Genomic DNA, 24,891 nt, shown 5'->3' on the forward strand with positions numbered 1-24,891 from the left:
TTAGCAGGTAAAAAATTAAAGTAAATTAAAACTTTGCCGATAACACTATTTTCAGTGTTAGTACTCTAATGATTGTAGGAAGTGATATTTTTTACTGAAAGAAAGAAATTATTGAATGAAAAAATATTATTTATTATCACATTTAACGATTGAACCATTATTTTAAATAGAGACACGTCATTCCCCCTTCTCAAATTGGGGGGGTGTAAGTAGATTAAAAATGATAATTTTAAAACCCAAAAAGGATTAACTAGCATGTCAAACAATGGAAAATTGGAAGTTAAAATAAAAGATATAAAATCAATTTCAGAATTATCTATGTCGATAGACTTAAAGCCAGGGCTTATTTGTTTCGTCGGCGGAAATGGATCTGGAAAGACAACTATACTTAATGCACTTTCCCAAATTGTAGAAGGTAATAAAATCGATAGATATTTTTTTGACGAGAAAAGAGATTCCTCTGAGATAACAATGACTATTGATGATAAAACTTGCACTTGGACCAGAAAAAATGGAAAGTGGTTGAAGAATGGATCGTTAAAGCAATACAAAGGTTTTTTGGAATCAGGTGTCATCTATGGAAATAGATTTAATAACTCATCTCTAAAAATAATAAACAAGTACTGCGATCATTATTCAAACATAGACGAAAGTTTATTAATATCCGCTAATGAGTTTGTGGTAAAAAATCTAGGTAAGATATTAAAAGGTAATGAGAATCATTACAAAGGGCTTAAGACAATCACTAAAAGTTCATTAAATGAGCAAGCTAAATTAATTAGAGACAAGGAGGTTAAAGAGACAAGTAATAAAGACAATGATACGTTTTTAATTAAAAACGAGCGCCCATTTTTACTTAGTAAAGATAGCGGTTATATAACCCAATATAAAATGAGCTCAGGAGAGTATTTACTCCTAAAAATATTGGATTATATTTACTACAGAATAACCTATCCTTCACAAACCGGTAAGGATAGTAAAGATCCGTTTCTTATTATTATTGACGAAGTTGAGATTGCTCTTCATCCATCTTCACAGAAAAGATTAATTCAATTCTGCAATAAAGTTTCTAAAGATCACGGTATCTGCATAATATTTTCTACCCATAGCAGGGATATCATTTCCAACCTTAACCAAGACCAAATTCATCTTATTGAATCCCATCTAAGCAATGGGCGTGTTGCGATCACTACACCCTGCTATCCAAACTATGCTATAAGAGGAATTTATGAAGCCTCTGGATATGATTATATTGTTTGTGTTGAAGATGAGTTGGCAAAAAAAATAGTGACTGAAACTATAAAAAAGAAATCACTATCTAAAAATAAATTAGTGAATGTTTCAGCCTTGGGTGGTTGGCGTGAAGTTTTAAACTTCACTCATGAGTTTAAAATAAATGGCTTATTCAACAATTCAAAAATGGTTATAGTACTGGATGGTGACATCGAGGTGCAGTTCCATAAAGAAAATGGTTCTCCTTGCCGTAGCTGTAACTATCATAATTTCATCAAAGAGAATAAAAGAATCGTATCAGACTGCGGCCTTGATATTCCGAAACTTGATTGCAAAATCGTAAAAGATTCATATCCACTATATAATGATGTTATATTTCTTCCTTTATCAAGTTTAGAAAAGGAAGTTAGAGAAAGATTAATAACCAATACTGATTATGATTTGATATCCTCACTTGAATCATTGAATTATTTTGGGAACTCTTCAGTGTCAGATTTAATATCCACTTACGAAACGAAAGCTGGTGAATACTTTCTGTCAGAGAACTTTAAAAGAAAGAATATTGAACCATCTTTAAATAACTATGATGCTGATGGTAAAGTGTTCTGGAAATTGCTAACTTCACAGATGAGGGAAGGAATTGCTATAAATGAGCTAGTTTCATTTTTCTGTAACGTTTTACCCACATTAGAAGAAAGAACATCTGAATCTTGGTCTAAGTTTGAAAGAGAGTTAACTATTTTATTACAAAAACCTATTTAATTGATGTTACAAGCATGCTCACTTATACTGAGCATGCTTGTAGTATGACCAAGAGAATAAATAAATTGCAGATTAAATAGCTGCTAACTTTATAATATTTATTATAAACTATTTCTACAAGCTATGATTTTTAACTTTACTCCCTCGAAATGCCTCTTACTCCAGCATTATTGCACTCATCCCGAAAATGATCCAAGCATGATCAAGAATAACCGGCTTCTGTGTGCGAATTTGTATAAATGTATTGACCTGCTTCCTGTTGATTCTCACAGAATGCTGTTAGCAATTTCTGCTCCTCGTTCATAGCGGCCCCTAGCCTTCACAGCAGTCGTATTTAGCAATAGATTGAGTTAAATTGATAAGCTTGTATCCTACCCGCCTCTGAAACCCTCAGGTATTTAATATGAAGTCTCAGCTATCACATTTATATCGCGTCGTGGCGCCCTTCACTGCGATGACACTAGCGTCCCTCCATCAACCGCTGGGCTAGTTTCAGGTCCCACTGCGCCTCTCAGAGCTATTTGCCTTCTGATCGACTAAATGCGCAGTTTTGAGTAATCCATTTGCAGCATATTATTAGTTGATTAGGTTAAATGTTTCACCTTATCCCGGTAACTCTCCCTGTCAAAATTGACCCAGATGCCACTGTCCATTTTTAGACGGTCTATGATTCTTGCACCCAGCACCTCGCTGGTCTGCTGATGGTTCAAGTTCGTCAGAATCCCAACAGGACGCAGTGCAGATAGACGACGGTCAATTATTTGGTTCAGTAGTACCCATTCGCTTTTCGTAACGCGTTGAACACCAACATCATCCAGTACCAGCAAATCTACCCGGCAAAGATCACTGATTATCGCAAGTTCTGAGCCCCCTTCAGCATCATAGGTTGAACGCACCTGTGCGGAGAGATCGGGGACGGTCACGATAAGCATCGTTCGTTTGGTCTGCAGCAGGTGATTGCCGATCGCAGCCGCCAGATGATTTTTGCCGGTTCCGGGTTTGCCGCTAAAGACGAAACATCCAAATCCCTGGCTAAAATCCTGTGCGTAGCGCCTCGCCATGTTCAGCGCATGCCGCTGCCCGTCACAGGAAACGACGTAGTTTTCAAACGTGCAGTGCCGGTGGAGTTCCTGGATACCACTACGACCAAGAATGCGTTCTGCCCGCGTTTGCTCATTGGCCCGCATGACCTCTTCAGCGTACCGACGTCCTTCACGAGCCTGCCATTTTTGCCATTCCTGCACCGTGCTAAATTTTGGCTTGATACCAGCTGGCATGAGTTTTTTCAGGCGCTCAATCACGCCTCCTGACGACGTAAGATTTTTCATGATAGATACCCCGTAAAGCCATCGGGAATCGTCTTGTCAGGCTCAGAAACTGCGATGTAAAAGCCCGGCTCTTTCGAGCCCACAACGTGCGCAGCACAGGGTTTCTCCCAGTCCTCGTCAAAATAGCGATCGGGACCGAAAAACGTTGCTGCCTGCTTAACGAATTGCGTTCCGGCACAGCCTGTCGCACGAACGTAATCTGCGTAACGCTTCACACCCGCCAGAATATCCTCTGGCTTGACGCCCTCTCGTAACCGGGCTGACCAGGCTTTCCACGCAGAAACTTTCGGATTACCACCTGCCCGTTTTGGATAGGCATACCAGACTTCTTCAAAAACTGGTGAGTATTTCGGTATGCCTGGCGAGGACGGCACAATGGCGTCAGCCGATGTGCCAGTATCTTGTGATTCCTGTTTTGAAGTTACTTGTGGATCAGGTTTTAAACCTTGTGATTCTGGGTCCAGATTCTGAAGGGTCAAAACCCGCTTTTTGCCAGAATCTGAAGGGTCAAAACGCCCTGAACGTTCAGAATCTGACGGGTCAAAATGTGAACCTTCAGAATCTGAAGGGTGAAACTTCCTGGTTTCGTTTTTCAGTTGACGAAGGCGTTTCACCCGGTCTTTTTCAATCCGGGCCAGGTTTTCGAGCCGGTCAGCATTGAGATAGTAGCGGTTTGAGGTATTCCGGTTGCCCTTGCGCCTCATCTCACGGCGCAACCAGCCAGCAGACTCCAGTTCAGTGATGGCCGTTCTTACCGTACTTTCGCCGAGCCCCAACTGACGGCAAATTGTCTCAACCCCGGGATAGCTCACGCCATCATCGTTTGAATAATCAGCCAGCCGCGCCATGATCATCAGCTTTGCGCCTTTGATGCCATGCGCTGCGCAGGCGTCCCATACGTTGCCAAGAATGCAGCTACTCATACTGAAACCCTCTTATGCCCCTCTGAATAAAGGCGATTACTTACGAGAGAAACCGAAAACCAAATTTTCTTTGTGGACCGGCTTACGAGAAACGAACTCTAATGAGGCATTCTCAATCTGCATGGCTTTCTTAGGCGAAGCTCTCCGAAAGCCATATGCAAGCAGATCCAAATAGCCCACTGTTGTATTGGCTTTTTCCGCCAGTAAAGCCCACTCTTCTTTACTGGCCTCTTTACGCCAGCGCAAAAGATCGTTACTCATAAACCGTCCTCCGCATTAAGTTAATGGGGTGACGTTATCAATCAGATAAAATCAAATCAACTAAATTTATCTTTTTGAACATTTATCGTATGGATAAACCATGTGAGAATTCCGGGATGGAAAATAAAGAAATCAGAAAAGTGAACCTGTCACAGCTCCTTGAAGAGCACCTGAAGCAGCCTGATGCAACTAAGACAGGCTTTGCTGAGATGTGTGGGCTAAATCCCGCTCAGCTTAGTCAGGTGTTAGGTAGCGAAGCATTCAGGAATATTGGTGACAGGCTCGCACGGCGAATTGAGACAGCACTTAAGCTTCCGACAGGATGGCTGGATAGCATTCATCCCAAAAGTGCTGATGAGGATGAGCTGGAGATAGCAGGAAGACCCGGAAGCGGCTTTGTTAAAGTTGCAGGTGAAGCCTGGTTAGGGACCGATGGATCTGTCGATATGGTAGAGTTGCCGGGAGGGTGGTTATGTATCTGCAGTCGCGACAGAGAGGCCTTTGGTCTAAGGGTAAAAGGCGACAGCATGTGGCCGAGAATCCAGTCTGGAGAGTTTGTATTAATAGAGCCGAACACGCCCGTTCAGGTTGGCGATGAAGTATTCGTAAGAACCAAAGACGGCCGTAACATGATTAAAATCTTCAATAAAACAAGAGACGGCTCTTTTCTCTTAACCAGTATCAACAATGAACATCGCCCTATAACATTAGATGCCAGTGAGGTAGAACAGGTACAGTACGTTGCTGCCATACTCAAACATACCCGCTTTTTTGAGCATCCCAATCCCGCCTGTTAGTTAATCTTACGCTGTAATACTGTTTGTAGTTAAGTTCAAAGAACCCGCTCAAGGCGGGTTTTTAGTACAAAAAATCACTCCACCTCAAAATGATAAACCCCCTCCCCTAAAAAATCATCAATATGATATTGACCAAACCTTATCACAAAGATAAAGCCAGCTTTGAGCAACGTATTATTAGGCTGTGCGGTTAAGTGATCTTTAACAACGAGCGGGAAGCTCTATGCCGGTGCCGAGAAGGCACCATATTCCAGGTTACTGAGTGCATTGTTACGACAGTGCAGCCAGTAACTTAACGGAGGGTATGTATGGCGAAAGTGAGCTATGGCAGCTCTGTTAAACCTGCGGTGAAAAACAATGCCAGAGCGCGACGGCACATGCGTCGCATGCTGGAGGCGATTGAGCGCCGTAAGATTGAGGAAATTCTATCAGATCAGCTGAGATGGGAGCTGCCAGCCGGATCAATAGAGTCAAACCAAGCCGAACACAGTTATAAACGAACGGTAAGCGGACGCGTCAGTAAGGCTGTGGAAACAGATACGGTTTACCACAAGCAGATTCTGGCTGGCGCGGCCAGATATGCCGGAGGTGAGCTTGAAAACGGGATCTGTATGCCCACTGTAGCGATATTTAATGCCGGGCATCGTTGTGTTAGCAAAGATGCAACCCACATAACTAGGGTAAGGCGAACTTTGACGGTCAAATAAACCAGAGCGGAAAGCGAGCACAAAGCAGTAGCAGTGCATCGCTGGTTTACTTTGCTCATTTCTCTGATAAAGCATCAATAGAGAGACTTATTGAAGCCTGTTCGAGCATTTGTTTGGCATCCTCACTGATTAGAGTTGAGCAGTCTGATTTTACAAAACAAGGACCTTAACTCGTGAACAATAAAAATTTAGTCATTTCATTGATAGGTGCGGCTGTAATTTTGAGTACAGCAATTTTGCTGGCTGCCATGGTGAATAGCGGACTCATTCTACAAAAAGAAAAAGCACAACCTAAAGAAAACATACTTACAACTACGGTAGGTCATGTAAACCTTGGCAAGGTTTACAGTGAAAGCCGGGGCATGGATATTATTCTTAGAAATTCCGAAGAAAAATCCCCGGAAGCAATAAATTTAACTGACGTTGACCCTGAGAATTTCTCCAAAGAAGTTCATGAAGCGCTCGAAAAAATCGCAAAAGAAGTGAACAAAAGTCAGGGCATCACTGGTGAAAAAGCATTAAAAGCAGAGACTTTGTCTGGTAACGTTCAGTTTAAATTAAAAATTAAAACCTACGTGAACTACAGATCTGAATATATGCCAATGTACACACTCATGATTAAAGATGAGGATATCATCATTGAAAAGGGTGAAGGCTTAGAAAGCCGTGTTACTGCTGAAGCTGAGAGAATAGCAAAAGAGAGCATGCCTGCTTTTTCTTCAAGCAGCTTTATTAGAAGCTCAAAGTGACCACCCATTTTGAATAATTAGCAGTTATGGCCTCTGCCCGCCTGAGGCAGGATGAAGGCCTGCCTTTCCAGGTGGCAGCCATAAACCAGCGAATGAATAGCCAAACCGCCCACTGAGGCGGTTTTTTTGTACCCTAAGGAAACTAAAAATGATTATTCACTTCAAAAATCGACGTCTTATATTCACGCCCTGCCCGTCGACACTAAGCCTTCAGCCTGACAGGTTCGTGTTAAAAATCGCCCTGACATATGAACAGTTTCTGGCCACAGCCTGCGCCGCTGAGATGGAGTAGGGATAATGCCCAAACCTCATGCTCCTGAACGAATAACACAGCGTGCTGAGCAGATAATCAGTTTATGGCGTGCTGGCAATATTCATGCACGCCGCACTTACCGTGACAGGTACCTGTCACTTCGGGTCACTTACCAGTGGAGGCTGCTTTCAAGAGATAATGGCAGGCACTGGGAATTACTCAGCCACGCCGATTACAACAACCAGATTTAATACCCTACCACCTGACAGAGGAACATTTCCCATGATGCATTCACACATCAGGGGCGATGCCGCTTTTGCTCGCCCCTTTAATGCTGTTCGCTCTATTGAATTCACGGAGGCCAACATTCTGGCCAGTGCCAGTTTCACGTCCTCCCCCCCACCCGCATTACCCCCTCAGCCACCACTCCCCCAGTTACAGGTGGGATTTGATCGGGCATTCGAAATTTTACTGCAGGAGGGTAAATCATGAATAAAGCCATTGCCCTGCAGAAACATACGCCCTACATGCGGCTGGCCGCTATCGCGGCTGAAGCTGAAACTTCCGGCGCGTACGAATTTGCGGCATCTGCCTGGAAAGCGGCGGCTGGCCTGGCACGACGTGACAGTAACAGGCTATGGGCTGAAGACAGAAGTGCACTTTGTGATAACGCACTCAGGCGCGAGTGGGGAGTCATTACACGAGATGAGGAGGAATGAAATGAACCTGAACGACATCTATTTAGCACACCTTTATGGTGAGGATTGTAGCGTGTTAGCTATTACGCTGCTGGTATCACTGATTGTTCTGGGCGTGCTGATTCATCTGGCCATGATGTTTACCATCATTCACATGGCGCTGAAAGCCAGCGCCGACTCACCTTCCCTGGATGGGAAAAAATCTGCGTATCAAAGGTAATTCATGATGAAAACATCGCCTTCAGGTCTGCTTCAATCCGTACGTCAGTTCGGATACATCTTTATGGTTTCGGTGACTGTCGGGGCCGGACTGATGACGGGCGTGCTTTGTGTAGCAGCATCCTTATCGGTACTGCTCGCTCTGGCCAGTCGCTAATGCCGATGCCCGGCTTGTGCCGGGTGTCATTTTGTATGTCGCGACTCAGGGACAGTTTCATTAACAGAGGTAAATATGCTGAATCTGCAATGTGTACCCATATCAGTTTATTGCAAAGAGACCGGTGAAACTCCTGACGCGATAACCAAACGCGTTCAGAGGGGGTTCTGGCGGGAGGGTATTCAGGTACTGAAAGTGAATGGAGCCAAGGAACGCTGGATTGATTTAAATGAGGTCAGTAAATGGGCACGACAGACGTCAGACTGCCGCGCGGAGTAACCCTTCGCCAGCATCGCAATGGAACCACAATAAACATTACCTTTACCTATAAAGGTGTGAAGTGCAGAGAGCCGCTGTCACATCTCGCGGTAAATCCCAAAAACATTAAATACGCAGAGAGGTTACTGGGTGAAGTTTACAACCATATCGCGCGGGGAGCGTTTAATTATGCCGACTATTTTCCTAAGTCTTCAAGGCTGAAGATATTCGGCAAAACGAGCAATGGCGGACAGGTCAGACATTACCTCACGGAATATCTGGCCATCTGCCAGACCCGCAATCTCTCGCCCTCCACTATACGGGGCTATAAAAAGTGCATGGAAGCGCTACGGGATTTACACGAGGTGCGTGCTGAAGATGTGACACCGGCACTGTTAAAACACTGGATTAAAAAACAGACGACAGTGCTGAAGACCATCAGAAATCAGCTCTCTTTTCTGCGCTCAGCTCTGGATGAGGCAGTGATTGACGGGATTATTCCGGTCAATCCGGTCTCGCTGGTGAAAGCATCCCGTTACCGCAGCCAGCGGTCGGAAGAGAGCAACTACGTGGTTGATCTGCTCTCACCGGAGGAAGTCATCGCCCTGCTTCGGGCTGCCGGTAATCGGCAATGGGAAAATCTTTTCAGGTTTGCCATCAATACAGGCCTGCGAAGTTCTGAACTGTGTGCACTGTCATGGAAGGATATTGACTTCGTTAAACGGAAAGCGAGCGTTCATAACGCCAGTGTGGTCGGCATCATCAAGTCGACCAAAACACGCGCCGGTAAACGGAAGGTCGATCTGAACGATGATGCACTGGTTGCGCTGAACCAGCAGAAACCGTTCACCTATGAGAAAGGAGCCTGTGTTTTTGAAGATCCGAAAACGGGCCAGCCCTGGGCGGGTGCTGATGCCATTCGCAAGAAAGCCTGGGTGCCGACCATAAAAAAGGCGGGCATACGTTACCGTAATCCCTACCAGACCCGACACACGTTTGCGACCCGTCACATCAGTCAGGGCGCTAACCTGTTCTGGCTGGCTTCTCAGATGGGACATAAAGGCCCGGAAATGCTGTTCCGCCATTATGGCGCTTATCTGGAAGAGTATGACGGTCATACCGACAAAAGGGCCCTCAGACTCGTTGAAAAACCGTCAAAAGGAGCCGCATGAACAGCCGCGTATCTTTTTCAAAAAAATCAACTTTCAATTCATTGTCTTACGAAGCGTCCAGCCGTGTTCAACTCCCGCCAGCCAAATTCTTGGTTGAAGGTTACCAGAACCCTCATCGAAGTCCTGAGAGCCCGTAAGGTGAAAACCTTGCGGGCTTTTTTGTGTCTGTAATCAGCTGAAATGATTCAAACCAACCCGGCAATTGTGTAGCGGTGACTGTGCCCGCATCAATGCCATAACAGGCAACATATCTCGCCGCAGGGTGATCCTGCACATGTCGGAGCCAATGAACTCTAGAGGGGGAATGTCAGTATCAGTCCGTGTCAGGCCAGGCATTACCTCTACTACTACAGACTGCCTGAATGGAGGCCAGCAGTCTCAAGAATCCGCTCAGCATGAAAAGTCGGCGGATAGCATAACGAGGCTATTTTCAATTTCATTAGCACATTTGCTATATTCGTGGAGTTGCTCATCTAGCAGGGACTGAACATGGATACGACTTTACTTAGTGCGCTGGATTCAGAAGGAAAAGCGAAATTTGAAAGCGCAGTAAACGCACTACAAGGCGATGTTTCTGCGGCAGCGGCAAGGCTCTCTGTCGATCCCCGACTGCGTCTTGAGTATTCTAAGCGCATTAAAGAAATGGCCGAGGATCTCAGAGCAAAAGCGAATAGTGGCATTATCAGCTGGGATAAAGATGCAATGGAGGCACAGGAAACCAGAAATCTGATAATGGATATGGTGCGCACCCGGAGTACGCCACTTGGCAGGGCAATGGCAGAAAGGATCAAGACTTCAGGCGTAACGCTTAATGAATTAGTCGCCAAAAAAACTGCCGCTATGTTCGGGCCAAAGGCTAATTTTTACAGCTTAACTGAAACGCAAAAAAATCAGGTTTATGCCGCAATTATAGAGTCAGCGGGTAAATCAAATCCTCAGGTCAACCTGAGAATGATGAAATTATCCCGTGCAGCTAAAGGCTTGATAGTTCTTTCTATCGGGGTATCTGTGTATGAAATATACACGTCAGACAACAAAGCCTCAGAAACCGGCAGGCAGGTTGCTATTAACGGAGCTGGGATTGCGGGCGGTTGGGCTGGCGGTGCCGTTGCTGGTTTAATGTGTGGACCTGGCGCACCCGTATGCGTGCTATTAGGCGGATTTGTCGGCGGTGCTTTAGCGGCGTGGGAAATGGGCAACTGGTGGAAATAGAAATGGAAGAAGTCACTACACTATCGCTGTCGGAAGTTAATGAGGCAACAGATACCGCCCAGGCTCGTTCCGAAGTTTTGATTGACGGCATCTCAACGGGAATTATCATCCCTGGAAAAGTGCTTGAGGGTGCGATAATAATTGATGAGCGCCGCTATCTTTTATTCATAACAGATGACGTTCTTTTTGAAGAAATGCTGACGCTCCTGCTGTTAGATCTCTCTCAGGGAATTTTAGAGAAACTGACTATTGGGGGTATCTATACTTCAGGTCATTTCGAGGCTTTGAAAGTTTCACCTCATTCTGCGAGCTTCCGCTTCATCGGTGATACCACGTGGACAGTAAAAGTATCAGCATCTCCAACGTTTAAACTCCCCTTTTCCGATCCTCCCGGAGTAAGCCGCACAATGGGATTGAGAAAATACATTGATATCAATGCTAACCCTGCACCAGCCAAAGCAGATGGTAGTCGATAGGGCAACCTGAAGACCCTTTTCCCTATTAGTTGATCAGGCGATAAGGCAGCGAACAAAACGGCATAGATGTAAGCTTAGGAATATTAGTTAAATGTGCGAATGCTGCCGGCATTATTGCTTAGCCAGTTAATCTCACTACGTACTTAACCCGGTTAAGGACAACACTGTCAAACGTCGGAGAAAGCTTTTCACGACATATACGCAAGTTAATGAAACATAGCAGCTACGGGCTCACTTTTCGCAGGGCTGACTGCCAATTAGGATCTGCAAGTTCGGTAAACGCCGCACCGTGTGATCCAATTTACTTTTTGCCGCTGCCACATCATTTCAGCATTTTCTCCTGTTTATCCAGCGCCAGCTCCTTTCAACCACCTGTGAGAAATGAATAGCTTTCACTAACTTAATTTATGGCACTGAAATGGTTGGCTGCACCTGAAAAAAGCATACAATTATGCTGTTTGCCTTTTAAACACATAAGGTCACATTATGGATGATGGCATAAAGATCGCGATGTCCCCTGTTCAGCTTGCTGCCGCACTCTCTGATAAGACAGTGACAGAGGCGGAAACGATGAGTAACCGCCTTCTCGGAGGGCTAGGGCTTGTCATGGGTTCACTTGAGCTTGCAGGCGCCACCGCTCTGTGTATCGCACCTGAACCTACCGGATTAACAAAAGCAGGATGTGTAGTTGTCGGCGCACATAGTCTCGATAGCATTCACGCAGCTGCAAATCAGCTCATTGTGGGTAGAGACACTCGCACAGCAACATACGAGGCAGCAACAGCAATTGCTAAATCCTTTGGAGCAGATGAAGATACGGCGATGAAAATCGGCCTGACTGTCGATATCGCTGTTCCACTAGGATTTGCACTTGGCATCGGCGCAAGTCGTGTAGCAGCAGTAAGAGCTGGCCGTATTAAACTTACTGAGCATGAGTCAGTAACAGGGTTGAAACCCGGCGGGCATACGCTTTCCACACATGTTGGCAAAAGCGATGCAGAACTATTATCCCGCTTTGAAGCCAATAAGCGTTTGCAGTATTCCACTACCTTTACCAACGTGCAGATAGCCGAAGAAGCCATATCGAAAGCGATTTTTGCTAATCGGGACGTTATAAAATCGGTCCTTGGCGGAGGCAGACAGGGAGCCAGGTTAACTATTCGAAATGCATCTGGCAAAGCAATTGGCTACGGTTTCCGGCGCGGGAGTAACCAGCGAATAGTCATGACAAATGTGAGAATTGTTATCGAGTTTCAGCAATATAACGGCAAACCCTATTACATTCTCACAGCATTCCCGGATCTATAGGTACAAAATGCAAAAATTCCACTTCCTTGACCAACTTATTTTCGGTTATTTCAACCAGGACGCGGACATCATCAATGATGGCGAGGATACGGTCGAAGGCATAGTACGGCTATTCAAAAAGTCAGTACCAGACTGGATGCTCAAAGATCTCGCCGAAGAAGTTGATGATTTTATCTCCGCCTATGGTGACGGTGTCGAAGAGGAGTTCAGGAAACGATACGGGTTTGATTTTTCGCCTGAACTTTGGGAAACCACTGCTCATGAATTCCTGATGACAGTACGTCAGGTCTCGTCAGAGAAATGAGGTTTCCGAGAGGATATTTTCCTGGTTGATGGTTACCAGAACCATCATCGAAGTCCTGAGAGCCCGCAAGGTGAAAGCTTTGCGGGCTTTTTTGTGTCCTCAATTCGAACATTTCAAACGCCTGGTCATCTTTTTCCAATAACGCCTTTCGCTGCATCACCTCGAATATCAGAATGTACCCGATGGCCTTTCTGACTGGCAATCAACCATCTCCTACGCACCATCTCAGCGCACTCATTTTTTACACCTCATCACATTTATTCCGCCCGTAATTCCATTACTAATTGAATTTAATCATTTTTTTAAATTGGCACACATCCTGCTTTATCGCTTTACGTACATATCCGCGTATCGGGATGGTTTCGGAGAAGGAGCATTTGAAGGCAATGGTTTGAATAGGTGCGACGACAAAAAAGTGGTTAAGCAGAGCAAAGCGTAATTATGGAGACAGACAATGACCTCGATAAGTGAACCGGTAGTAATAGCGAAACATAGCAAGTGGGTACAGCTTCTGCTTGGATTACTTTGCATGGCAGCCATTTCCAGCCCGCAATATGTCTGGACGCTGTTGACCAAACCGATGATTGCTAAACTCGGCGTCGGGCTGGCGGAACTTCAGGTCACATTCTCGCTGCTGATTATTCTGCAGACCTTTTTCTCACCTTTTCAGGGTCGGCTGGTCGAGCGCTTTGGACCACGTCTGCTGATCTCCATCGGTACACTGATGGCGGGTTTCAGCTGGGTGATCGCTGCCCGGGTCAACAGCCTGACCTCACTGTATCTGGCCTATGGCTGCCTTGGCGGACTGGGGACGGGTATTGTTTACATCGGCGTGGTGGGGCTGGTGATGAAGTGGTTTCCACAGCAGCGCGGCTTTGCCGCCGGAACCGTGGCGGCGGGCTACGGCATGGGGGCCATTTTCACCACCTTCCCGATTTCTATTTCTCTTAATAGCTACGGGCTGGAACAGACGATGACGACATTTGGACTCATCTTCGCCGCTGCGGGTCTTCTCGCCAGCCAGAACCTGAGACTGCCTGAAACCAGCAGGATGATACCGGTCAGCAAAACACCGTCTCCCGTGCTGGGCCAGCGCCAGTTTAAATCCGGGGAAATGCTGCGCCAGCCGTTGTTCTGGCTGATGTTCATGATGATGACCATGATGTCGACTTCAGGGCTGATGGTGACTTCGCAGATGGCGATTTTTGCCGAAGACTTCGGCATCAGCAAGGCGGTAATTTTCGGTATGGCCGCCCTTCCGCTTGCGCTGACCATTGATCGTTTCACTAACGGATTAACGCGTCCCCTATTTGGTTTTATTTCTGACCGCTACGGCCGCGAAAATACCATGTTTATTGCCTTCGCGCTGGAAGGTGTAGCGATGACGCTGTGGCTTGCCTGCCGCGAAGATCCGTTGCTCTTCGTACTGCTTTCAGGCGTTGTGTTCTTTGGCTGGGGCGAAATCTTCTCACTGTTCCCCTCCACACTGACTGACACCTTTGGCAGTGAAAATGCTTCAGCGAACTATGGCTGGCTCTATATCTCGCAGGGTATCGGCGCAATTTTTGGTGGTCCGCTGGCGGCGCTGATGTATCAGCACACCCATAACTGGCACCTGGTCTCTGGCTGCGCGATTACCTTCGACTTCATCACCGCTGGTCTGGCGTTGTGGGTTCTCAAGCCCTGGCGTGCGCGATTTATGCAGGCGCAAGATACTCTTTCACGCTGATTATCAGGTAGTGAATAAAGCGCTTAAAACAGCGTCCCCCGACTGCGTGTATTGCCATTGAAAATACTTCGCCTGTCAGAACTCCGGGCGCATCGTTAAGACTCTGTTCGATAGCGGAGACAGTGACCATCCGCTGATCTTCATTCTCTTCTCTCCGTGAATTAAAACGCCCCGGCAGTCGGGGCAAAGTCCCTTTTATTTTGTCCAGTAAGTGCCGGTCGGTTCGACGGCAAGGAACGGTTTATAGTTTTTTTGTGTTTGCTACGCATCGGGATCGGCAAACTTCTGCAGATAAAACATCCTGGCGAAGAACTGCACGGCCAGCACGTTACAGGGGAAATGGTACCAGATGCCAAAACTGCGACCGGCTTCAACCGCTTTCAGCGTGCTGATGCCTTTACGCGCCAGTGCGGCTTCAGGCTGGCACTCGCCTGTTCTGCAGTAGTCTGCGCGCCCAGCACTTAACCGGCGGGTAGCGGATCGCCCGCTTTCGGCGTCCTGGCGCCGCTGACCAGATAGACATCCGGCTACGCGGCGATAACTTTTTCCAGATTCACCAGCCCGAGCACACCCGGCAGCTCGATAAAATCCCCCATTTTACCGTTACCGTCTGAGCGACAGCATTCATGGGCTAAAGACGCCTTAACCATGACCGTTTTTTCACCACGAAAGACTAAGCGCCATATTAAGACATTGCTGCTCTGCGCCTGCACCAAAAAAGTGCTTTAACCCTTGCACTATCACGGCGTTGCACCGTTCCGCTTCTTCTGAGGCTGGCACACTTTATGCTTGGATAGAGTGACAGCCTTTAACGTCTGCGAGGTGACGATGCTGAATATCAATCTCTCCGCTTCACCCTTTTTTGATGAGATGCTTCTGGCTGAAGGTGAACACCGTGACCACTACGCCGCCTACTGGCAATGGCTGCAGCAGGCCGATCACCAGGCGGTACAGCGCAAGCGGGAAGAAGCCGCCCTCCTGTTTCACCGGGTAGGGATTACCTTCAATGTCTACGATGACGATAATGGCGCTGAACGGTTGATCCCGTTCGACAGCGTGCCACGTATTATCCCGGCCGCCGAGTGGGCCATGCTCGATGCCGGCATTCGTCAGCGTGTGCAGGCGCTCAATGCCTTTCTCTACGATATCTACCATGAACAACATATTCTGAAAGCGGGCGTCATTCCGGCAGAACAGGTTCTGGCTAACGAACAGTATCAGCCCTGTATGCAGGGTGTTGATCTCCACCGTAACATCTACGCACACATTATCGGCGTGGATATGGTGCGCAACAGTGATGGCGAATATTACGTCCTGGAAGATAACCTGCGTACCCCCTCCGGCGTCTCCTATATGCTGGAGAACCGTAAGATGATGATGCGGCTCTATCCGGAACTGTTTGCACAGCAACGCATTGCGCCCGTAGAACGCTACCCATCGCATCTGCTGCAAACGCTGCGCGAAAGCTCACCCGTCAACGATCCCACCGTGGTAGTATTGACTCCAGGCCGCTTTAACAGCGCTTACTTCGAACACAGCTTCCTGGCTCAGCAAATGGGCGTGGAACTGGTTGAAAGCGCCGATCTGTTCGTGAAGGATGGCATGCTGTTCATGCGCACGACGGCCGGGCCATGCAGAGTACATGTGATCTATCGTCGGGTTGACGACGCCTTCCTCGATCCGCTGGCATTCCGCCCGGACTCCATGCTCGGCGTACCAGGACTGCTGTCAGTTTATCGGGCTGGCAATGTTGTCCTGGCAAATGCCATCGGCACGGGTGTGGCTGATGACAAATCTATCTACCCCTACGTACCGGATATGGTGCGCTTTTATCTGCAGGAAAAACCGATCCTCAACAACGTCCCAACCTGGCAGTGCAGGCATAAAAATGAGCTGTCGTATGTGCTGGCAAACCTCGAAAAAATGGTGGTGAAAGAAGTTCACGGCGCTGGCGGTTACGGCATGTTGATTGGCCCCGCCGCGAGCAAAGCTGAGCTCGCCCACTTCCGTGACCTGTTGCTGGCGCGTCCGCAGAATTACATCGCGCAAAACACGCTGGCATTGTCCACCTGTCCCACGTTTGTCAACGACGGCCTGGCACCACGTCATATCGATCTCCGGCCCTTTGCGCTCAGTGGCGCGGAGATCCGGCTGGTGCCTGGCGGGCTTACCCGCGTCGCGTTGACGGAAGGATCGCTGGTCGTCAATTCATCTCAGGGCGGCGGAACCAAGGACACCTGGGTACTGGAGGATGATCTATGCTGAGCCGGACAGCCAGTGAACTCTATTGGATGGCCCGCTATCTGGAGCGGGCAGAAAATATCGCCCGGGTGCTGGACGTCACCAACAAGCTGTCGATGATGCCAATCCGTAACGGGGGTACGCATGATCTGCTGGTACCGCTCAATCTGACCAGCACCAGCGGGCTGTATGCTGAGACCTACCCGACACTGACAATGCCCAATCTGGTCAGTTTTTTCGCCCTGGATAACCGGAATCACAGCAGCATCTTCAGTTGCCTGCAGATGGGCTGGAACAATGCGCATGCGGTGCGTGGCAGTCTGTCATCCGAAGTATGGGAGTGTATCAATGCCACCTGGATCGGGATGAAATCGATACGCCGTCAGGGCATCGGCTCAGACGGTGCCGACGCCTTCTTTGACTGGGTGAAAGAGCGCTCTCATCTGTTCCGCGGTGCCATGTTCGGTACCCTGCTCCGCAGCGATGCGATGCACTTTATCCGTCTTGGGACGCTGCTGGAACGGGCTGATGGCACCGCCCGTCTGCTGGAGGTGAAAAACCGACTGATGGACATTGATGACGATCCGGTGCGCGAATATTACCGCATGGACACACTGCTGCAGGCAGTAAGTGCGCGCGAAGCCTACCATAGTATTTATAAGCAGCCCCTGAGCCGGGAGACTATCGCCGAACTGATGATCCTGCGCAACGAGCTGCCGCGTTCGTTGCTGGCGTGTATCAACGATATGGTTCAGCAACTGGAGCTGATTGGGGGCCGTGCAAATCCGCCACGCCGCCTGGCGCACATCCTGCACGCCGAGCTGCGCTTCAGTTCCATGAAAGACCTGAACAGAATCGGGCTGAACAACTGGCTGGAAGCCTTTCTCGCCCAGGTCAACGAGATCGCCGAAAGTATTCATCACACGTATCTGGAGGCGCAATGAAACTTAGCATTGAGCACAACACGCACTATCGCTACGACCAGGCAGTGCAACGGAGTATTCAGTACCTGCGTCTGACGCCTCAGGAATCGCCTCATCAACGCATACTTTCCTGGCAACTGACCTTGCCGGAGAAGGCGGTCTGCACCACGGATGCCTTCGGCAACATCATGCATGTGCTGACACTCGATGAACCGCATGAGTCCATCACCATTCAGGCACATGGCGTGGTAGAGATTGAACACGGCATTGAAGATCAGGCTCAGGGACATCTATCGCCGCTGGTTTTCCTGCGCCACAGTCCGCTGACCCAGCCCGATGCGGCGATTCAGGCGTTTGCCCTGCGTTATCATCAGCCTCAGGCGATACTGGCCGCCCTGGAAAACCTGATGGGAGACCTGCTGCTCAGGATGCCTTACACCCCAGGTTCTACCCTTGTGACCGACAGTGCCGCGGAGGCTTTCGCCGCCAGTACCGGCGTCTGCCAGGATCATACGCATGTCTTTCTGAGCTGCTGTCGTAGCCTGAATATACCGGCCCGCTACGTCAGCGGTTACCTGCACAGCAAAGATTCTACCCATGTCGCGACCCATGCCTGGGCCGAAGTCTGGGTGGAAGATCGCTGGCACTGCTTTGACGTCACCAACAATACTCGCATGCCTGATCAACATCTTAAGCTTGCCGTCGGCATTGATTACCTGGATGCCTGTCCGGTGCGCGGTTTACGGATTGGCGGTGGATACGAAGATATGTGCGCGATTGCTGCCGTACAAATGATGTAAATCGCGACTTGCTGATGGTGAAAACTTCATGCACGCTGATGGCGTGCAAATCTTTTTTTGAAGGAAGTATGGTATGACCTATTGTGTGGCCATGCGCCTGTCATCCGGGCTGGTCTTTGCATCCGATTCACGGACTAATGCTGGCGTGGATCATATTTCCACCTTCCGTAAACTGCACGTGTTTCATCAGGACGGCGATCGTACGCTGGTGCTTCAGACTGCCGGTAATCTGGCGACCACGCAAAGTATCATCAGCTTGCTGCGACACCGCAGCAGGAATGCCGATTGTCCCAATCTGCTGAATGTCTCCAGCCTCTATGAGGCCGCGTCGCTGATAGGCGAAACGGTTCGTGAGGTGATCCAGCGTGACAGTGAGGCGCAACAGAATGGCAGCACGACAGACTTCAGTTGCAACCTGCTGCTCGGCGGGCAAATCAACGGGGATGATATTGGCCTGTTCCATATTTATCCTCAGGGTAATTTCATCGAAGCAACCCGTGATACGCCCTATTTCCAGATTGGTGAAAGCAAGTACGGCAAACCGATTATTGACCGGGTGTTGCACTACGACATGTCTCTGGATCAGGCGATGCAATGCGCGCTGATTTCACTGGATTCGACCCTGCGCAGTAATCTGTCCGTCGGCCTGCCGCTCGACGTGATGATCTACCCTTGTGACAGCTACAGCGATGCCCGGCAATACCGCATTAACGAAGACCATCCGTACTTCAGTACTATCCGTAAAGGCTGGGGAGAAGGCTTAGTCAACACCTTCAGACAGCTTCCGCCGCTGGTTCTCTAGTCAGAATCGGGCATCCTGTTCTCCTTTACAGCCCCAACCTAAACACGAAATAATACCTCCACAAGCCGGGTCAGAATCCGGTCGCTACTAATTCTCAACTCTGCGGATCCCCTTATGAATAACGAAATTTCTCTCAAATATTATGATGTCGCAGATGAGTACGCGACGGAGGCGGCTAAGCCGGTCAGCGAAGCAGAGCGTACTCCGCTGGCGCATTACTTCCAGCTGCTGATCACCCGTCTGATGAATAACGAAGAGATCAGTGAAGAGTCGCAGCAGGATATGGCGCGCGAAGCGGGTATCGATGAGCAGCGTATTGATGATATCGCTGAGTTCCTGAACCGCTGGGGCAACGAGTAAGAGATACGCACCGGCAGACGAGCGTTGCGCCGTCGGCCGGTTAACCTTTCTGACTACCGCATTCACCTCCGCGTCGGGCATCCGCCCCAGCCTCTTGCCCGCCCGTAAATTATCATCCAGACTTATATAGTCTGCGCAGGCATTGTGTTTTACACTGCGCGCTGTAAAAAACTGAGTAGATTAAGCAGGCAAAAAATGGCGATGAACGGAACAATCACAACCTGGTTTGAAGATAAAGGTTTTGGCTTTATCAAAGATGAAAACGGTGATAACCGCTATTTTCATGTGATTAAAGTCGCCAATCCTGATCTGATTAAGAAAGATGCGGCGGTGACATTTGAACCCACCACCAACAACAAAGGCTTATCCGCCTATGCGGTGAAGGTCGCGCCGACCAGCAAATACATCTATATCGCAGGTGAGCGGCTGAAGATCACTTCGATTAAGTCTTACCTGGTTTACAACGAAGACGTCCCGGTTGATGCTGGTGTCGATAAAGAGAACGCGGTGCTTTCAGTGGGCCTGTTGCTGAATAATATCCGTCCGAAGTCTGACCCGAACGCCAGTGAGATGCGCTCGCTGAAAAAGCTGGCGGTGACCACTTTCCAGGGAACGACGCTGATCTTCTCCGAAGATGAGATCGACATCGAAAGCACGGTTAAAGTGCTTAAAGGTCTGAAGTAATCCCGCAGGCAGGCCGGGATTCTGTGAGCAGGATTTCGGCCTTTATGCCCGCATCCGCCTGCCATTCAGGCACATCTCTCTGACATGATGCTGCCCGGTGCCGTGAAAAAGCGAATCTCTGGCAGATAAAACCGCCCTGCTCTCCCGCCTAATCCGTTGTTTATGATAAAACAAAGGTCAAAAGCGCAACGCATCAAGGTTCATCCCCACAACGCATCTTTCCAGGGTAGAATCAGATACTTTGTTCAGTCATTGCCAATGTTTTCCATCATCGCAAAGTGATACGAAAAGCGGGTGAAATAAGGTATAAAGCCGCATGAAAATCCCAAACAGAATCCAGCCCCTGGTCGATGACGGCCTCATTGACGATGTGCTGCAGCGGCTGAAAAGCGGCAAAGAAGCAGACGTCTATACCGTGCTTTGCGGCGGTAAAGTGCAGTGCGCCAAAGTTTATAAAGAAGCGACCCAGCGTAGCTTCAAGCAGGCGGTGCAGTATCAGGAAGGACGTAAAACCCGCAACAGCCGTAACGCCCGCGCCATGCAGAAAGGCACGAAGTTTGGCCGTAAGCAGCAGGAGGAGTCCTGGCAGACTGCCGAAGTAGACGCCCTGTTCCGCCTGGCTAATGCCGGTGTTCGCGTGCCCCAGCCTTATCTCTGCATTGACGGCGTGTTACTGATGGAGCTGGTGACCGACGCCAATGGCTCTGTCGCGCCGCGCCTCAGCGACGTCACGCTCTCCGAAGAGGAGGCGATTACCGACTTCCACACCATGATTCGCAACATCGTGCGTATGCTCTGTGCCGGTATCGTCCATGGTGACTTATCCGAGTTCAACGTGCTGCTGGACGATCAGGGCCCGGTGATTATTGACCTGCCACAGGCGGTCGATGCGGCAGCCAATAACCATGCTGAGTCGATGTTCGAACGTGACGTAGACAACATTACCTCCTACTACGGTCAGTTCGCTCCGGCGCTGCTGAAGACGCGCTATGCCAAAGAGATCTGGCAGTTTTATGAAGATGGCAAGCTGACCCCGGAAACACCGCTGACCGGACAGTTTGTTGAAGAGGAGCGCGTGGTGGATATGGATTCGCTGATGGATGAGATCATCACCGCAGAAGATGAATACTACGAGCGCCAGCGCGCCAGCCGTGAGCGCGACGAAGATTAGAAAAAAGGCAGCGAGTTACCTCGCTGCCTCTGTACTATCGCACTATCACAATCCTTTCATCTAACGATGACCGTCAGCGCAATCAGAGTCAAGCCGATGATCATCACGCCGACAAATACCGTATCAAGCCTGCCTTTTTTCATCTTTGCCTCCCTAGAACCACTGACCAAACCGACGGATATAGAAACGTTTCATGCCCTGCGCCACCAGACAGTAGCTGAACAGCGTCAGCACCAGCCACGGGAAATATTGCCATGGCAGCGGCACCAGACCGACCATCGCACCCAGCGGAGAGAATGGAATCAGGATGCCCAGCGCCATTACCGCCAGCGTGGTCAGCATCACCGGTAAGGTGGCACGACTCTGGATAAACGGAATCCTCCGGGTACGCAGCATATGTACCACCAGCGTCTGTGACAGCAGTCCCTCGATAAACCAGCCAGACTGGAACAGCGATTGCACGCCTGCATGGTTAGCGCTGAAAACGAACCACATCAGCGCAAAGGTGGTCACGTCAAAAATTGATGACGTCGGACCCATCCAAAGCATGAAGCGTTTAATGTTGCCGGCATCCCATTTACGCGGCTTATTCAGAAACTCACGGTCAACCTTATCCCACGGCAGCGCCAGCTGGGAGACGTCATACATCAGGTTCTGAATCAGCAGATGAATCGACAGCATCGGCAGAAACGGAATAAAGGCACTGGCCACCAGCAGCGAGAACACGTTGCCGAAGTTGGAGCTGGCGGTCATGTTGAGATACTTGATGATGTTGCCAAAGGTCTCGCGTCCTTTGAGTACCCCCTCATTCAGCACCTGAAGATCTTTCTCCAGCAGGATGATGTCCGATGAGGCTTTCGCCACATCCGCCGCGCTGTCCACAGAAATACCGGTGTCAGCCGCACGCAGTGCAGGCGCGTCATTGATACCATCGCCGAGGAATCCCACGGTGTGACCGTTCTGCTGCATCAGCCGTACCAGACGTGATTTCTGCAATGGCGTCAGCTGGGCAAACAGGGTGCAGCGCTCTGCTTCCAGTGCCAGCTCATCATCGTTCATCGCCTCAATCTGATCGCCGGTCAGCATGGCCGGATCGGTCAGCCCGACATCGGCACAGACCCGCAGCGTCACCAGCGGATTGTCACCGGTCAGCACTTTCACCGTTACACCACTGTCGCGCAGGGCTTTAATCGCCTTACCGGCACTGGCTTTTGGTGGATCGCGGAAGGTCAGCATGCCCTGAATAACCAGATCGCGCTCATCACTGTCGCTGAGCGGCGCGTGCAGCTCGCCATCACGGGTTGCCACCAGCAGCACGCGATAACCCTGCTGATGATAGCGTTCGGTCTGCGCCAGCAACGCCGCACGCTGTGCCGCATCCAGTGCAACGACCGCATCACCCTGCCGCACGGCAACGCTGACTGCCAACATCTCTTCAACTGCGCCTTTGCAGATCAGATGCGAGCGATGCTGAGTCAGATCTTCCACCAGCACCGACACACGACGGCGGGTAAAATCAAACGGCAGCTCATCAACCAGCTGATACTGGCTGCGCTGAGTCTGTGAAATGACTTTATCGCCTGCGCAGAGCACGGCGCGATCCATCAGGTTTTTTGCGCCACTCTGGCTGCCACTGTTAAGCCAGGCCAGCAGCAGGACCTGCTCATCTTCACTGCCCTGCGCATCCAGATGATGCGCCAGCAGGATAGTGTCCTGGGTCAGCGTGCCGGTTTTATCGGTGCAGAGCACATCCATCGCGCCAAGGTTCTGAATGGCATTGAGCTTTTTGACGATCACTTTGCGCCGGGACATCGCAATGGCGCCTTTGGCCAGATTAGCGCTGACAATCATCGGCAGCATTTCCGGGGTCAGCCCGACCGCGACCGCCAGAGCAAACAGCGTGGCATCCATCCAGTCCCCTTTGGTGAAGCCGTTAATCAGCAGCACCACCGGAACCATCACCAGCATAAAGCGGATCAGCAGTTTACTGACGCTGTTCACCCCACGGTCAAACGCAGTCTGTGGACGACTTCCGGTCAGCGATGAGGCCAGTGAACCAAACCAGGTTTCGCCTCCGATCGCAACGACGACGGCGCTGGCTGTGCCGCTGGCCACGCTGGTGCCCATCAGGCAGATGTTCGGTGACGCCAGCAGCTCCTGGGCAGTCTGCTCTTCAGCATCAATACCCGCATCGCTGCTGTGTTTTTCAACCGGCAGCGACTCGCCAGTCAGCACCGCTTCACTGATAAACAGATTACGTGAGCTCAGCAGGCGCACATCGGCAGGCACCTGATCGCCGGTGCTGAGCAGAATAATGTCGCCCGGCACCAGCTCACTCATATCCACATCCTGACGCTGCGCGGTTTCACTGCCCGATTCCCGCCGCAGCACGGTGACCTGGCTGCGAACCAGTGACTGCAGCGCCTGCGCGGCACGGTTGGTCCGAAACTCCTGCCAGAAGCGCAGCAGCCCGCTCAGCATCACCATAGTGCAGATGATGATGATGCCGGAGAGATCGGTCTCCTGACCGGCGCGCAGCGGTAATATATAGTCGGTAAAGAAGCTCACCAGCGCCAGGACCAGCAGGACGTAGATAAACGGGTTATTAAACGCCATCAGCAGCTGAATCAGCGCCGGTGGTGCTTTCTCATGTGCCACTTCATTGCGGCCATACAGAGCCAGTCGTTTCGCCGCTTCAGCCTGAGTCAGACCCTGACGCTGACTGCGCAGGTTCGCCAGCGTCATCTCAACGTGCTGGCCTGCCTGCTGTGCGACAGCAAATATTTTTTTACTTTTTTTATCGTTACGGTTGCCGGATGAGGTGATCGCAACCTGTTCCAGTTTCATGTCGCTCATTTCGACATCTCCCTGATTTAAAGCAATAGTTGTCCTGCACGTAAAATTAGGTGCATGGATAAAACCTGGCGTGGCCGGGTTATTTAATAAGGTGACCTTTGGGAATAATGACGTTATTCCGCCTGCGTGAAAAATAATGACGCGCGCAGGGTGACGTAACGCCTGTTAAGCGCTGCGTTTTAAAGGTCTGATATCGGCGTTCGGGCGCAGCCTGAGCTACGCCAGTCGGGGCGGAGGAAAAAGAGCTAATATAAACAGCAGCATAACGCGCACTCCTGTGCATAACAGGATTAAAAACAAGGAGCGCGATCGTTAATTAAAGCGGGGATCGCTGCTCGCCGGTTGGCAAGCAGCAGAGAAAATTCAGCTTGCCAGAATTAAAATTAATCTAGGGTGACTGTCCAACTGAATTCTCCTGAAGTTATTTGCCGCTATTATAGAGAGAGGAATATTGGGGTAAAGCGATTAAGGGATAAATAACCGCTTCGTTGAGGATTTGTTTCTGCTC

The 24,891-nt window shown here is 49.5% G+C and carries 27 protein-coding genes; 21 read left to right on the top strand and 6 right to left on the bottom strand.

Going from position 1 to position 24,891, the window contains the following annotated elements; all coding sequences use genetic code 11:
• The first annotated feature begins 255 nt into the window (after window positions 1-255).
• Entirely contained in the window at window positions 256-1,995 is a 1,740-nt protein-coding gene (locus AC6I8E_RS14105; RefSeq protein WP_497824133.1) for an AAA family ATPase, read from the top strand.
• Between the two features lie 584 nt (window positions 1,996-2,579).
• Here the strand turns inward: AC6I8E_RS14105 and AC6I8E_RS14110 are convergent.
• The 3 genes from AC6I8E_RS14110 to AC6I8E_RS14120 are packed head-to-tail and all read right to left on the bottom strand — an operon-like array spanning window position 2,580 to window position 4,507.
• Window positions 2,580-3,323 (bottom strand): ATP-binding protein, encoded by a 744-nt coding sequence (locus AC6I8E_RS14110; protein WP_497824134.1) that lies wholly within the window; start codon window positions 3,321-3,323, stop codon window positions 2,580-2,582.
• Window positions 3,320-4,246: a helix-turn-helix domain-containing protein gene (locus tag AC6I8E_RS14115; protein WP_497824135.1), complete on the bottom strand. Its 927-nt coding sequence runs from the start codon at window positions 4,244-4,246 to the stop codon at window positions 3,320-3,322. The genes AC6I8E_RS14110 and AC6I8E_RS14115 overlap by 4 nt, the downstream gene beginning before the upstream one ends.
• 36 nt (window positions 4,247-4,282) lie before the next feature.
• Window positions 4,283-4,507: a transcriptional regulator gene (locus AC6I8E_RS14120; RefSeq protein ID WP_497824136.1), complete on the bottom strand. Its 225-nt coding sequence runs from the start codon at window positions 4,505-4,507 to the stop codon at window positions 4,283-4,285.
• A gap of 116 nt (window positions 4,508-4,623) precedes the next feature.
• Here AC6I8E_RS14120 and AC6I8E_RS14125 point away from each other — a divergent pair, with 116 nt between their 5' ends.
• From AC6I8E_RS14125 to oxlT, 13 genes are all read left to right on the top strand, one after another.
• Window positions 4,624-5,304, top strand: a complete 681-nt coding sequence (locus tag AC6I8E_RS14125; protein WP_497824137.1) for a S24 family peptidase — start codon at window positions 4,624-4,626, stop codon at window positions 5,302-5,304.
• 308 nt (window positions 5,305-5,612) lie between these two features.
• Complete coding sequence (locus AC6I8E_RS14130; protein ID WP_497824138.1) at window positions 5,613-6,011, top strand: transcriptional antitermination N peptide; 399 nt, start codon at window positions 5,613-5,615, stop codon at window positions 6,009-6,011.
• Between the two features lie 173 nt (window positions 6,012-6,184).
• Window positions 6,185-6,760 carry a hypothetical protein gene (locus tag AC6I8E_RS14135; RefSeq protein WP_497824139.1) on the top strand — a complete coding sequence of 192 codons (576 nt, stop codon included), beginning with the start codon at window positions 6,185-6,187 and terminating at the stop codon, window positions 6,758-6,760.
• Window positions 6,761-7,057: 297 nt separating this feature from the next.
• Window positions 7,058-7,264 (top strand): ParE family toxin-like protein, encoded by a 207-nt coding sequence (locus AC6I8E_RS14140; protein ID WP_497824140.1) that lies wholly within the window; start codon window positions 7,058-7,060, stop codon window positions 7,262-7,264.
• Between the two features lie 237 nt (window positions 7,265-7,501).
• Window positions 7,502-7,732 carry an ANR family transcriptional regulator gene (locus AC6I8E_RS14145; protein WP_497824141.1) on the top strand — a complete coding sequence of 77 codons (231 nt, stop codon included), beginning with the start codon at window positions 7,502-7,504 and terminating at the stop codon, window positions 7,730-7,732.
• Between the two features lies 1 nt (window position 7,733).
• Window positions 7,734-7,931 (top strand): hypothetical protein, encoded by a 198-nt coding sequence (locus tag AC6I8E_RS14150; RefSeq protein ID WP_497824142.1) that lies wholly within the window; start codon window positions 7,734-7,736, stop codon window positions 7,929-7,931.
• Window positions 7,932-8,162: 231 nt separating this feature from the next.
• Complete coding sequence (locus tag AC6I8E_RS14155) at window positions 8,163-8,366, top strand: excisionase (RefSeq protein WP_497824143.1); 204 nt, start codon at window positions 8,163-8,165, stop codon at window positions 8,364-8,366.
• Window positions 8,330-9,517 (top strand): Arm DNA-binding domain-containing protein, encoded by a 1,188-nt coding sequence (locus AC6I8E_RS14160; RefSeq protein ID WP_497824144.1) that lies wholly within the window; start codon window positions 8,330-8,332, stop codon window positions 9,515-9,517. Before AC6I8E_RS14155 ends, AC6I8E_RS14160 begins: the two co-directional genes overlap by 37 nt.
• Before the next feature lie 489 nt (window positions 9,518-10,006).
• Complete coding sequence (locus tag AC6I8E_RS14165) at window positions 10,007-10,729, top strand: hypothetical protein (RefSeq protein WP_497824145.1); 723 nt, start codon at window positions 10,007-10,009, stop codon at window positions 10,727-10,729.
• Between the two features lie 2 nt (window positions 10,730-10,731).
• Window positions 10,732-11,205 carry a hypothetical protein gene (locus AC6I8E_RS14170; protein ID WP_095706784.1) on the top strand — a complete coding sequence of 158 codons (474 nt, stop codon included), beginning with the start codon at window positions 10,732-10,734 and terminating at the stop codon, window positions 11,203-11,205.
• A gap of 486 nt (window positions 11,206-11,691) precedes the next feature.
• Entirely contained in the window at window positions 11,692-12,513 is an 822-nt protein-coding gene (locus AC6I8E_RS14175) for an RNase A-like domain-containing protein (RefSeq protein WP_147789544.1), read from the top strand.
• A 7-nt stretch (window positions 12,514-12,520) separates the two neighbouring features.
• Window positions 12,521-12,817 carry a contact-dependent growth inhibition system immunity protein gene (locus AC6I8E_RS14180; RefSeq protein WP_095706782.1) on the top strand — a complete coding sequence of 99 codons (297 nt, stop codon included), beginning with the start codon at window positions 12,521-12,523 and terminating at the stop codon, window positions 12,815-12,817.
• 454 nt (window positions 12,818-13,271) lie between these two features.
• The gene (gene oxlT, locus AC6I8E_RS14185) at window positions 13,272-14,546 is read left to right on the top strand and encodes an oxalate/formate MFS antiporter (RefSeq protein ID WP_497824146.1); all 1,275 of its coding nucleotides are present in this window, start codon (window positions 13,272-13,274) and stop codon (window positions 14,544-14,546) included.
• 527 nt (window positions 14,547-15,073) lie between these two features.
• Here the strand turns inward: oxlT and AC6I8E_RS14190 are convergent.
• Entirely contained in the window at window positions 15,074-15,196 is a 123-nt protein-coding gene (locus AC6I8E_RS14190; RefSeq protein WP_497824147.1) for a hypothetical protein, read from the bottom strand.
• Between the two features lie 178 nt (window positions 15,197-15,374).
• On the opposite strand from AC6I8E_RS14190, the gene AC6I8E_RS14195 reads away from it, so the two are divergent.
• The 7 genes from AC6I8E_RS14195 (at window position 15,375) to AC6I8E_RS14225 (ending at window position 21,527) form a co-directional block, all read left to right on the top strand.
• Window positions 15,375-16,811, top strand: coding sequence for a circularly permuted type 2 ATP-grasp protein (locus AC6I8E_RS14195; RefSeq protein ID WP_278497565.1), 1,437 nt, complete (start codon window positions 15,375-15,377; stop codon window positions 16,809-16,811).
• Window positions 16,805-17,731 carry an alpha-E domain-containing protein gene (locus tag AC6I8E_RS14200; protein WP_013358779.1) on the top strand — a complete coding sequence of 309 codons (927 nt, stop codon included), beginning with the start codon at window positions 16,805-16,807 and terminating at the stop codon, window positions 17,729-17,731. The genes AC6I8E_RS14195 and AC6I8E_RS14200 overlap by 7 nt, the downstream gene beginning before the upstream one ends.
• On the top strand, window positions 17,728-18,510 hold the full coding sequence (locus AC6I8E_RS14205; RefSeq protein ID WP_195857742.1) for a transglutaminase family protein: 783 nt from the start codon (window positions 17,728-17,730) through the stop codon (window positions 18,508-18,510). The genes AC6I8E_RS14200 and AC6I8E_RS14205 overlap by 4 nt, the downstream gene beginning before the upstream one ends.
• A 73-nt stretch (window positions 18,511-18,583) precedes the next feature.
• Window positions 18,584-19,312 carry a proteasome-type protease gene (locus tag AC6I8E_RS14210; RefSeq protein WP_497824148.1) on the top strand — a complete coding sequence of 243 codons (729 nt, stop codon included), beginning with the start codon at window positions 18,584-18,586 and terminating at the stop codon, window positions 19,310-19,312.
• A gap of 114 nt (window positions 19,313-19,426) precedes the next feature.
• A complete protein-coding gene (locus tag AC6I8E_RS14215) occupies window positions 19,427-19,672 on the top strand; it encodes a YmjA family protein (RefSeq protein WP_033783932.1) in 246 nt (81 codons plus the stop codon).
• 195 nt (window positions 19,673-19,867) lie between these two features.
• Window positions 19,868-20,356, top strand: a complete 489-nt coding sequence (locus AC6I8E_RS14220; protein WP_013358783.1) for a cold-shock protein — start codon at window positions 19,868-19,870, stop codon at window positions 20,354-20,356.
• Window positions 20,357-20,672: 316 nt separating this feature from the next.
• The gene (locus tag AC6I8E_RS14225) at window positions 20,673-21,527 is read left to right on the top strand and encodes a PA4780 family RIO1-like protein kinase (protein WP_497824149.1); all 855 of its coding nucleotides are present in this window, start codon (window positions 20,673-20,675) and stop codon (window positions 21,525-21,527) included.
• A 56-nt stretch (window positions 21,528-21,583) separates the two neighbouring features.
• Here the strand turns inward: AC6I8E_RS14225 and mgtU are convergent, their stop codons facing one another.
• Together mgtU and mgtA are read right to left on the bottom strand one after the other, a co-directional pair.
• Entirely contained in the window at window positions 21,584-21,670 is an 87-nt protein-coding gene (mgtU, locus tag AC6I8E_RS14230) for a magnesium transporter protection protein MgtU (RefSeq protein WP_368656836.1), read from the bottom strand.
• 10 nt (window positions 21,671-21,680) lie between these two features.
• Window positions 21,681-24,383, bottom strand: a complete 2,703-nt coding sequence (gene mgtA / locus AC6I8E_RS14235; protein ID WP_497824150.1) for a magnesium-translocating P-type ATPase — start codon at window positions 24,381-24,383, stop codon at window positions 21,681-21,683.
• Window positions 24,384-24,891: the final 508 nt, after the last annotated feature.

The organism is Pantoea sp. X-Soil-YNGN-785, from assembly GCF_059730585.1.

What these genes read in the sequence shown, in the direction of transcription:
- AC6I8E_RS14105 (WP_497824133.1), top strand. Translation starts at nt 256, where the DNA reads ATGTCAAACAATGGAAAATTGGAAGTTAAAATAAAAGATATAAAATCA.
- AC6I8E_RS14110 (WP_497824134.1), bottom strand. Translation starts at nt 3,323, where the DNA reads ATGAAAAATCTTACGTCGTCAGGAGGCGTGATTGAGCGCCTGAAAAAA.
- AC6I8E_RS14115 (WP_497824135.1), bottom strand. Translation starts at nt 4,246, where the DNA reads ATGAGTAGCTGCATTCTTGGCAACGTATGGGACGCCTGCGCAGCGCAT.
- AC6I8E_RS14120 (WP_497824136.1), bottom strand. Translation starts at nt 4,507, where the DNA reads ATGAGTAACGATCTTTTGCGCTGGCGTAAAGAGGCCAGTAAAGAAGAG.
- AC6I8E_RS14125 (WP_497824137.1), top strand. Translation starts at nt 4,624, where the DNA reads ATGGAAAATAAAGAAATCAGAAAAGTGAACCTGTCACAGCTCCTTGAA.
- AC6I8E_RS14130 (WP_497824138.1), top strand. Translation starts at nt 5,613, where the DNA reads ATGGCGAAAGTGAGCTATGGCAGCTCTGTTAAACCTGCGGTGAAAAAC.
- AC6I8E_RS14140 (WP_497824140.1), top strand. Translation starts at nt 7,058, where the DNA reads ATGCCCAAACCTCATGCTCCTGAACGAATAACACAGCGTGCTGAGCAG.
- AC6I8E_RS14145 (WP_497824141.1), top strand. Translation starts at nt 7,502, where the DNA reads ATGAATAAAGCCATTGCCCTGCAGAAACATACGCCCTACATGCGGCTG.
- AC6I8E_RS14150 (WP_497824142.1), top strand. Translation starts at nt 7,734, where the DNA reads ATGAACCTGAACGACATCTATTTAGCACACCTTTATGGTGAGGATTGT.
- AC6I8E_RS14155 (WP_497824143.1), top strand. Translation starts at nt 8,163, where the DNA reads ATGCTGAATCTGCAATGTGTACCCATATCAGTTTATTGCAAAGAGACC.
- AC6I8E_RS14160 (WP_497824144.1), top strand. Translation starts at nt 8,330, where the DNA reads ATGGGCACGACAGACGTCAGACTGCCGCGCGGAGTAACCCTTCGCCAG.
- AC6I8E_RS14165 (WP_497824145.1), top strand. Translation starts at nt 10,007, where the DNA reads ATGGATACGACTTTACTTAGTGCGCTGGATTCAGAAGGAAAAGCGAAA.
- AC6I8E_RS14170 (WP_095706784.1), top strand. Translation starts at nt 10,732, where the DNA reads ATGGAAGAAGTCACTACACTATCGCTGTCGGAAGTTAATGAGGCAACA.
- AC6I8E_RS14175 (WP_147789544.1), top strand. Translation starts at nt 11,692, where the DNA reads ATGGATGATGGCATAAAGATCGCGATGTCCCCTGTTCAGCTTGCTGCC.
- AC6I8E_RS14180 (WP_095706782.1), top strand. Translation starts at nt 12,521, where the DNA reads ATGCAAAAATTCCACTTCCTTGACCAACTTATTTTCGGTTATTTCAAC.
- oxlT (WP_497824146.1), top strand. Translation starts at nt 13,272, where the DNA reads ATGACCTCGATAAGTGAACCGGTAGTAATAGCGAAACATAGCAAGTGG.
- AC6I8E_RS14190 (WP_497824147.1), bottom strand. Translation starts at nt 15,196, where the DNA reads ATGGTTAAGGCGTCTTTAGCCCATGAATGCTGTCGCTCAGACGGTAAC.
- AC6I8E_RS14195 (WP_278497565.1), top strand. Translation starts at nt 15,375, where the DNA reads ATGCTGAATATCAATCTCTCCGCTTCACCCTTTTTTGATGAGATGCTT.
- AC6I8E_RS14200 (WP_013358779.1), top strand. Translation starts at nt 16,805, where the DNA reads ATGCTGAGCCGGACAGCCAGTGAACTCTATTGGATGGCCCGCTATCTG.
- AC6I8E_RS14205 (WP_195857742.1), top strand. Translation starts at nt 17,728, where the DNA reads ATGAAACTTAGCATTGAGCACAACACGCACTATCGCTACGACCAGGCA.
- AC6I8E_RS14210 (WP_497824148.1), top strand. Translation starts at nt 18,584, where the DNA reads ATGACCTATTGTGTGGCCATGCGCCTGTCATCCGGGCTGGTCTTTGCA.
- AC6I8E_RS14215 (WP_033783932.1), top strand. Translation starts at nt 19,427, where the DNA reads ATGAATAACGAAATTTCTCTCAAATATTATGATGTCGCAGATGAGTAC.
- AC6I8E_RS14220 (WP_013358783.1), top strand. Translation starts at nt 19,868, where the DNA reads ATGGCGATGAACGGAACAATCACAACCTGGTTTGAAGATAAAGGTTTT.
- AC6I8E_RS14225 (WP_497824149.1), top strand. Translation starts at nt 20,673, where the DNA reads ATGAAAATCCCAAACAGAATCCAGCCCCTGGTCGATGACGGCCTCATT.
- mgtU (WP_368656836.1), bottom strand. Translation starts at nt 21,670, where the DNA reads ATGAAAAAAGGCAGGCTTGATACGGTATTTGTCGGCGTGATGATCATC.
- mgtA (WP_497824150.1), bottom strand. Translation starts at nt 24,383, where the DNA reads ATGAGCGACATGAAACTGGAACAGGTTGCGATCACCTCATCCGGCAAC.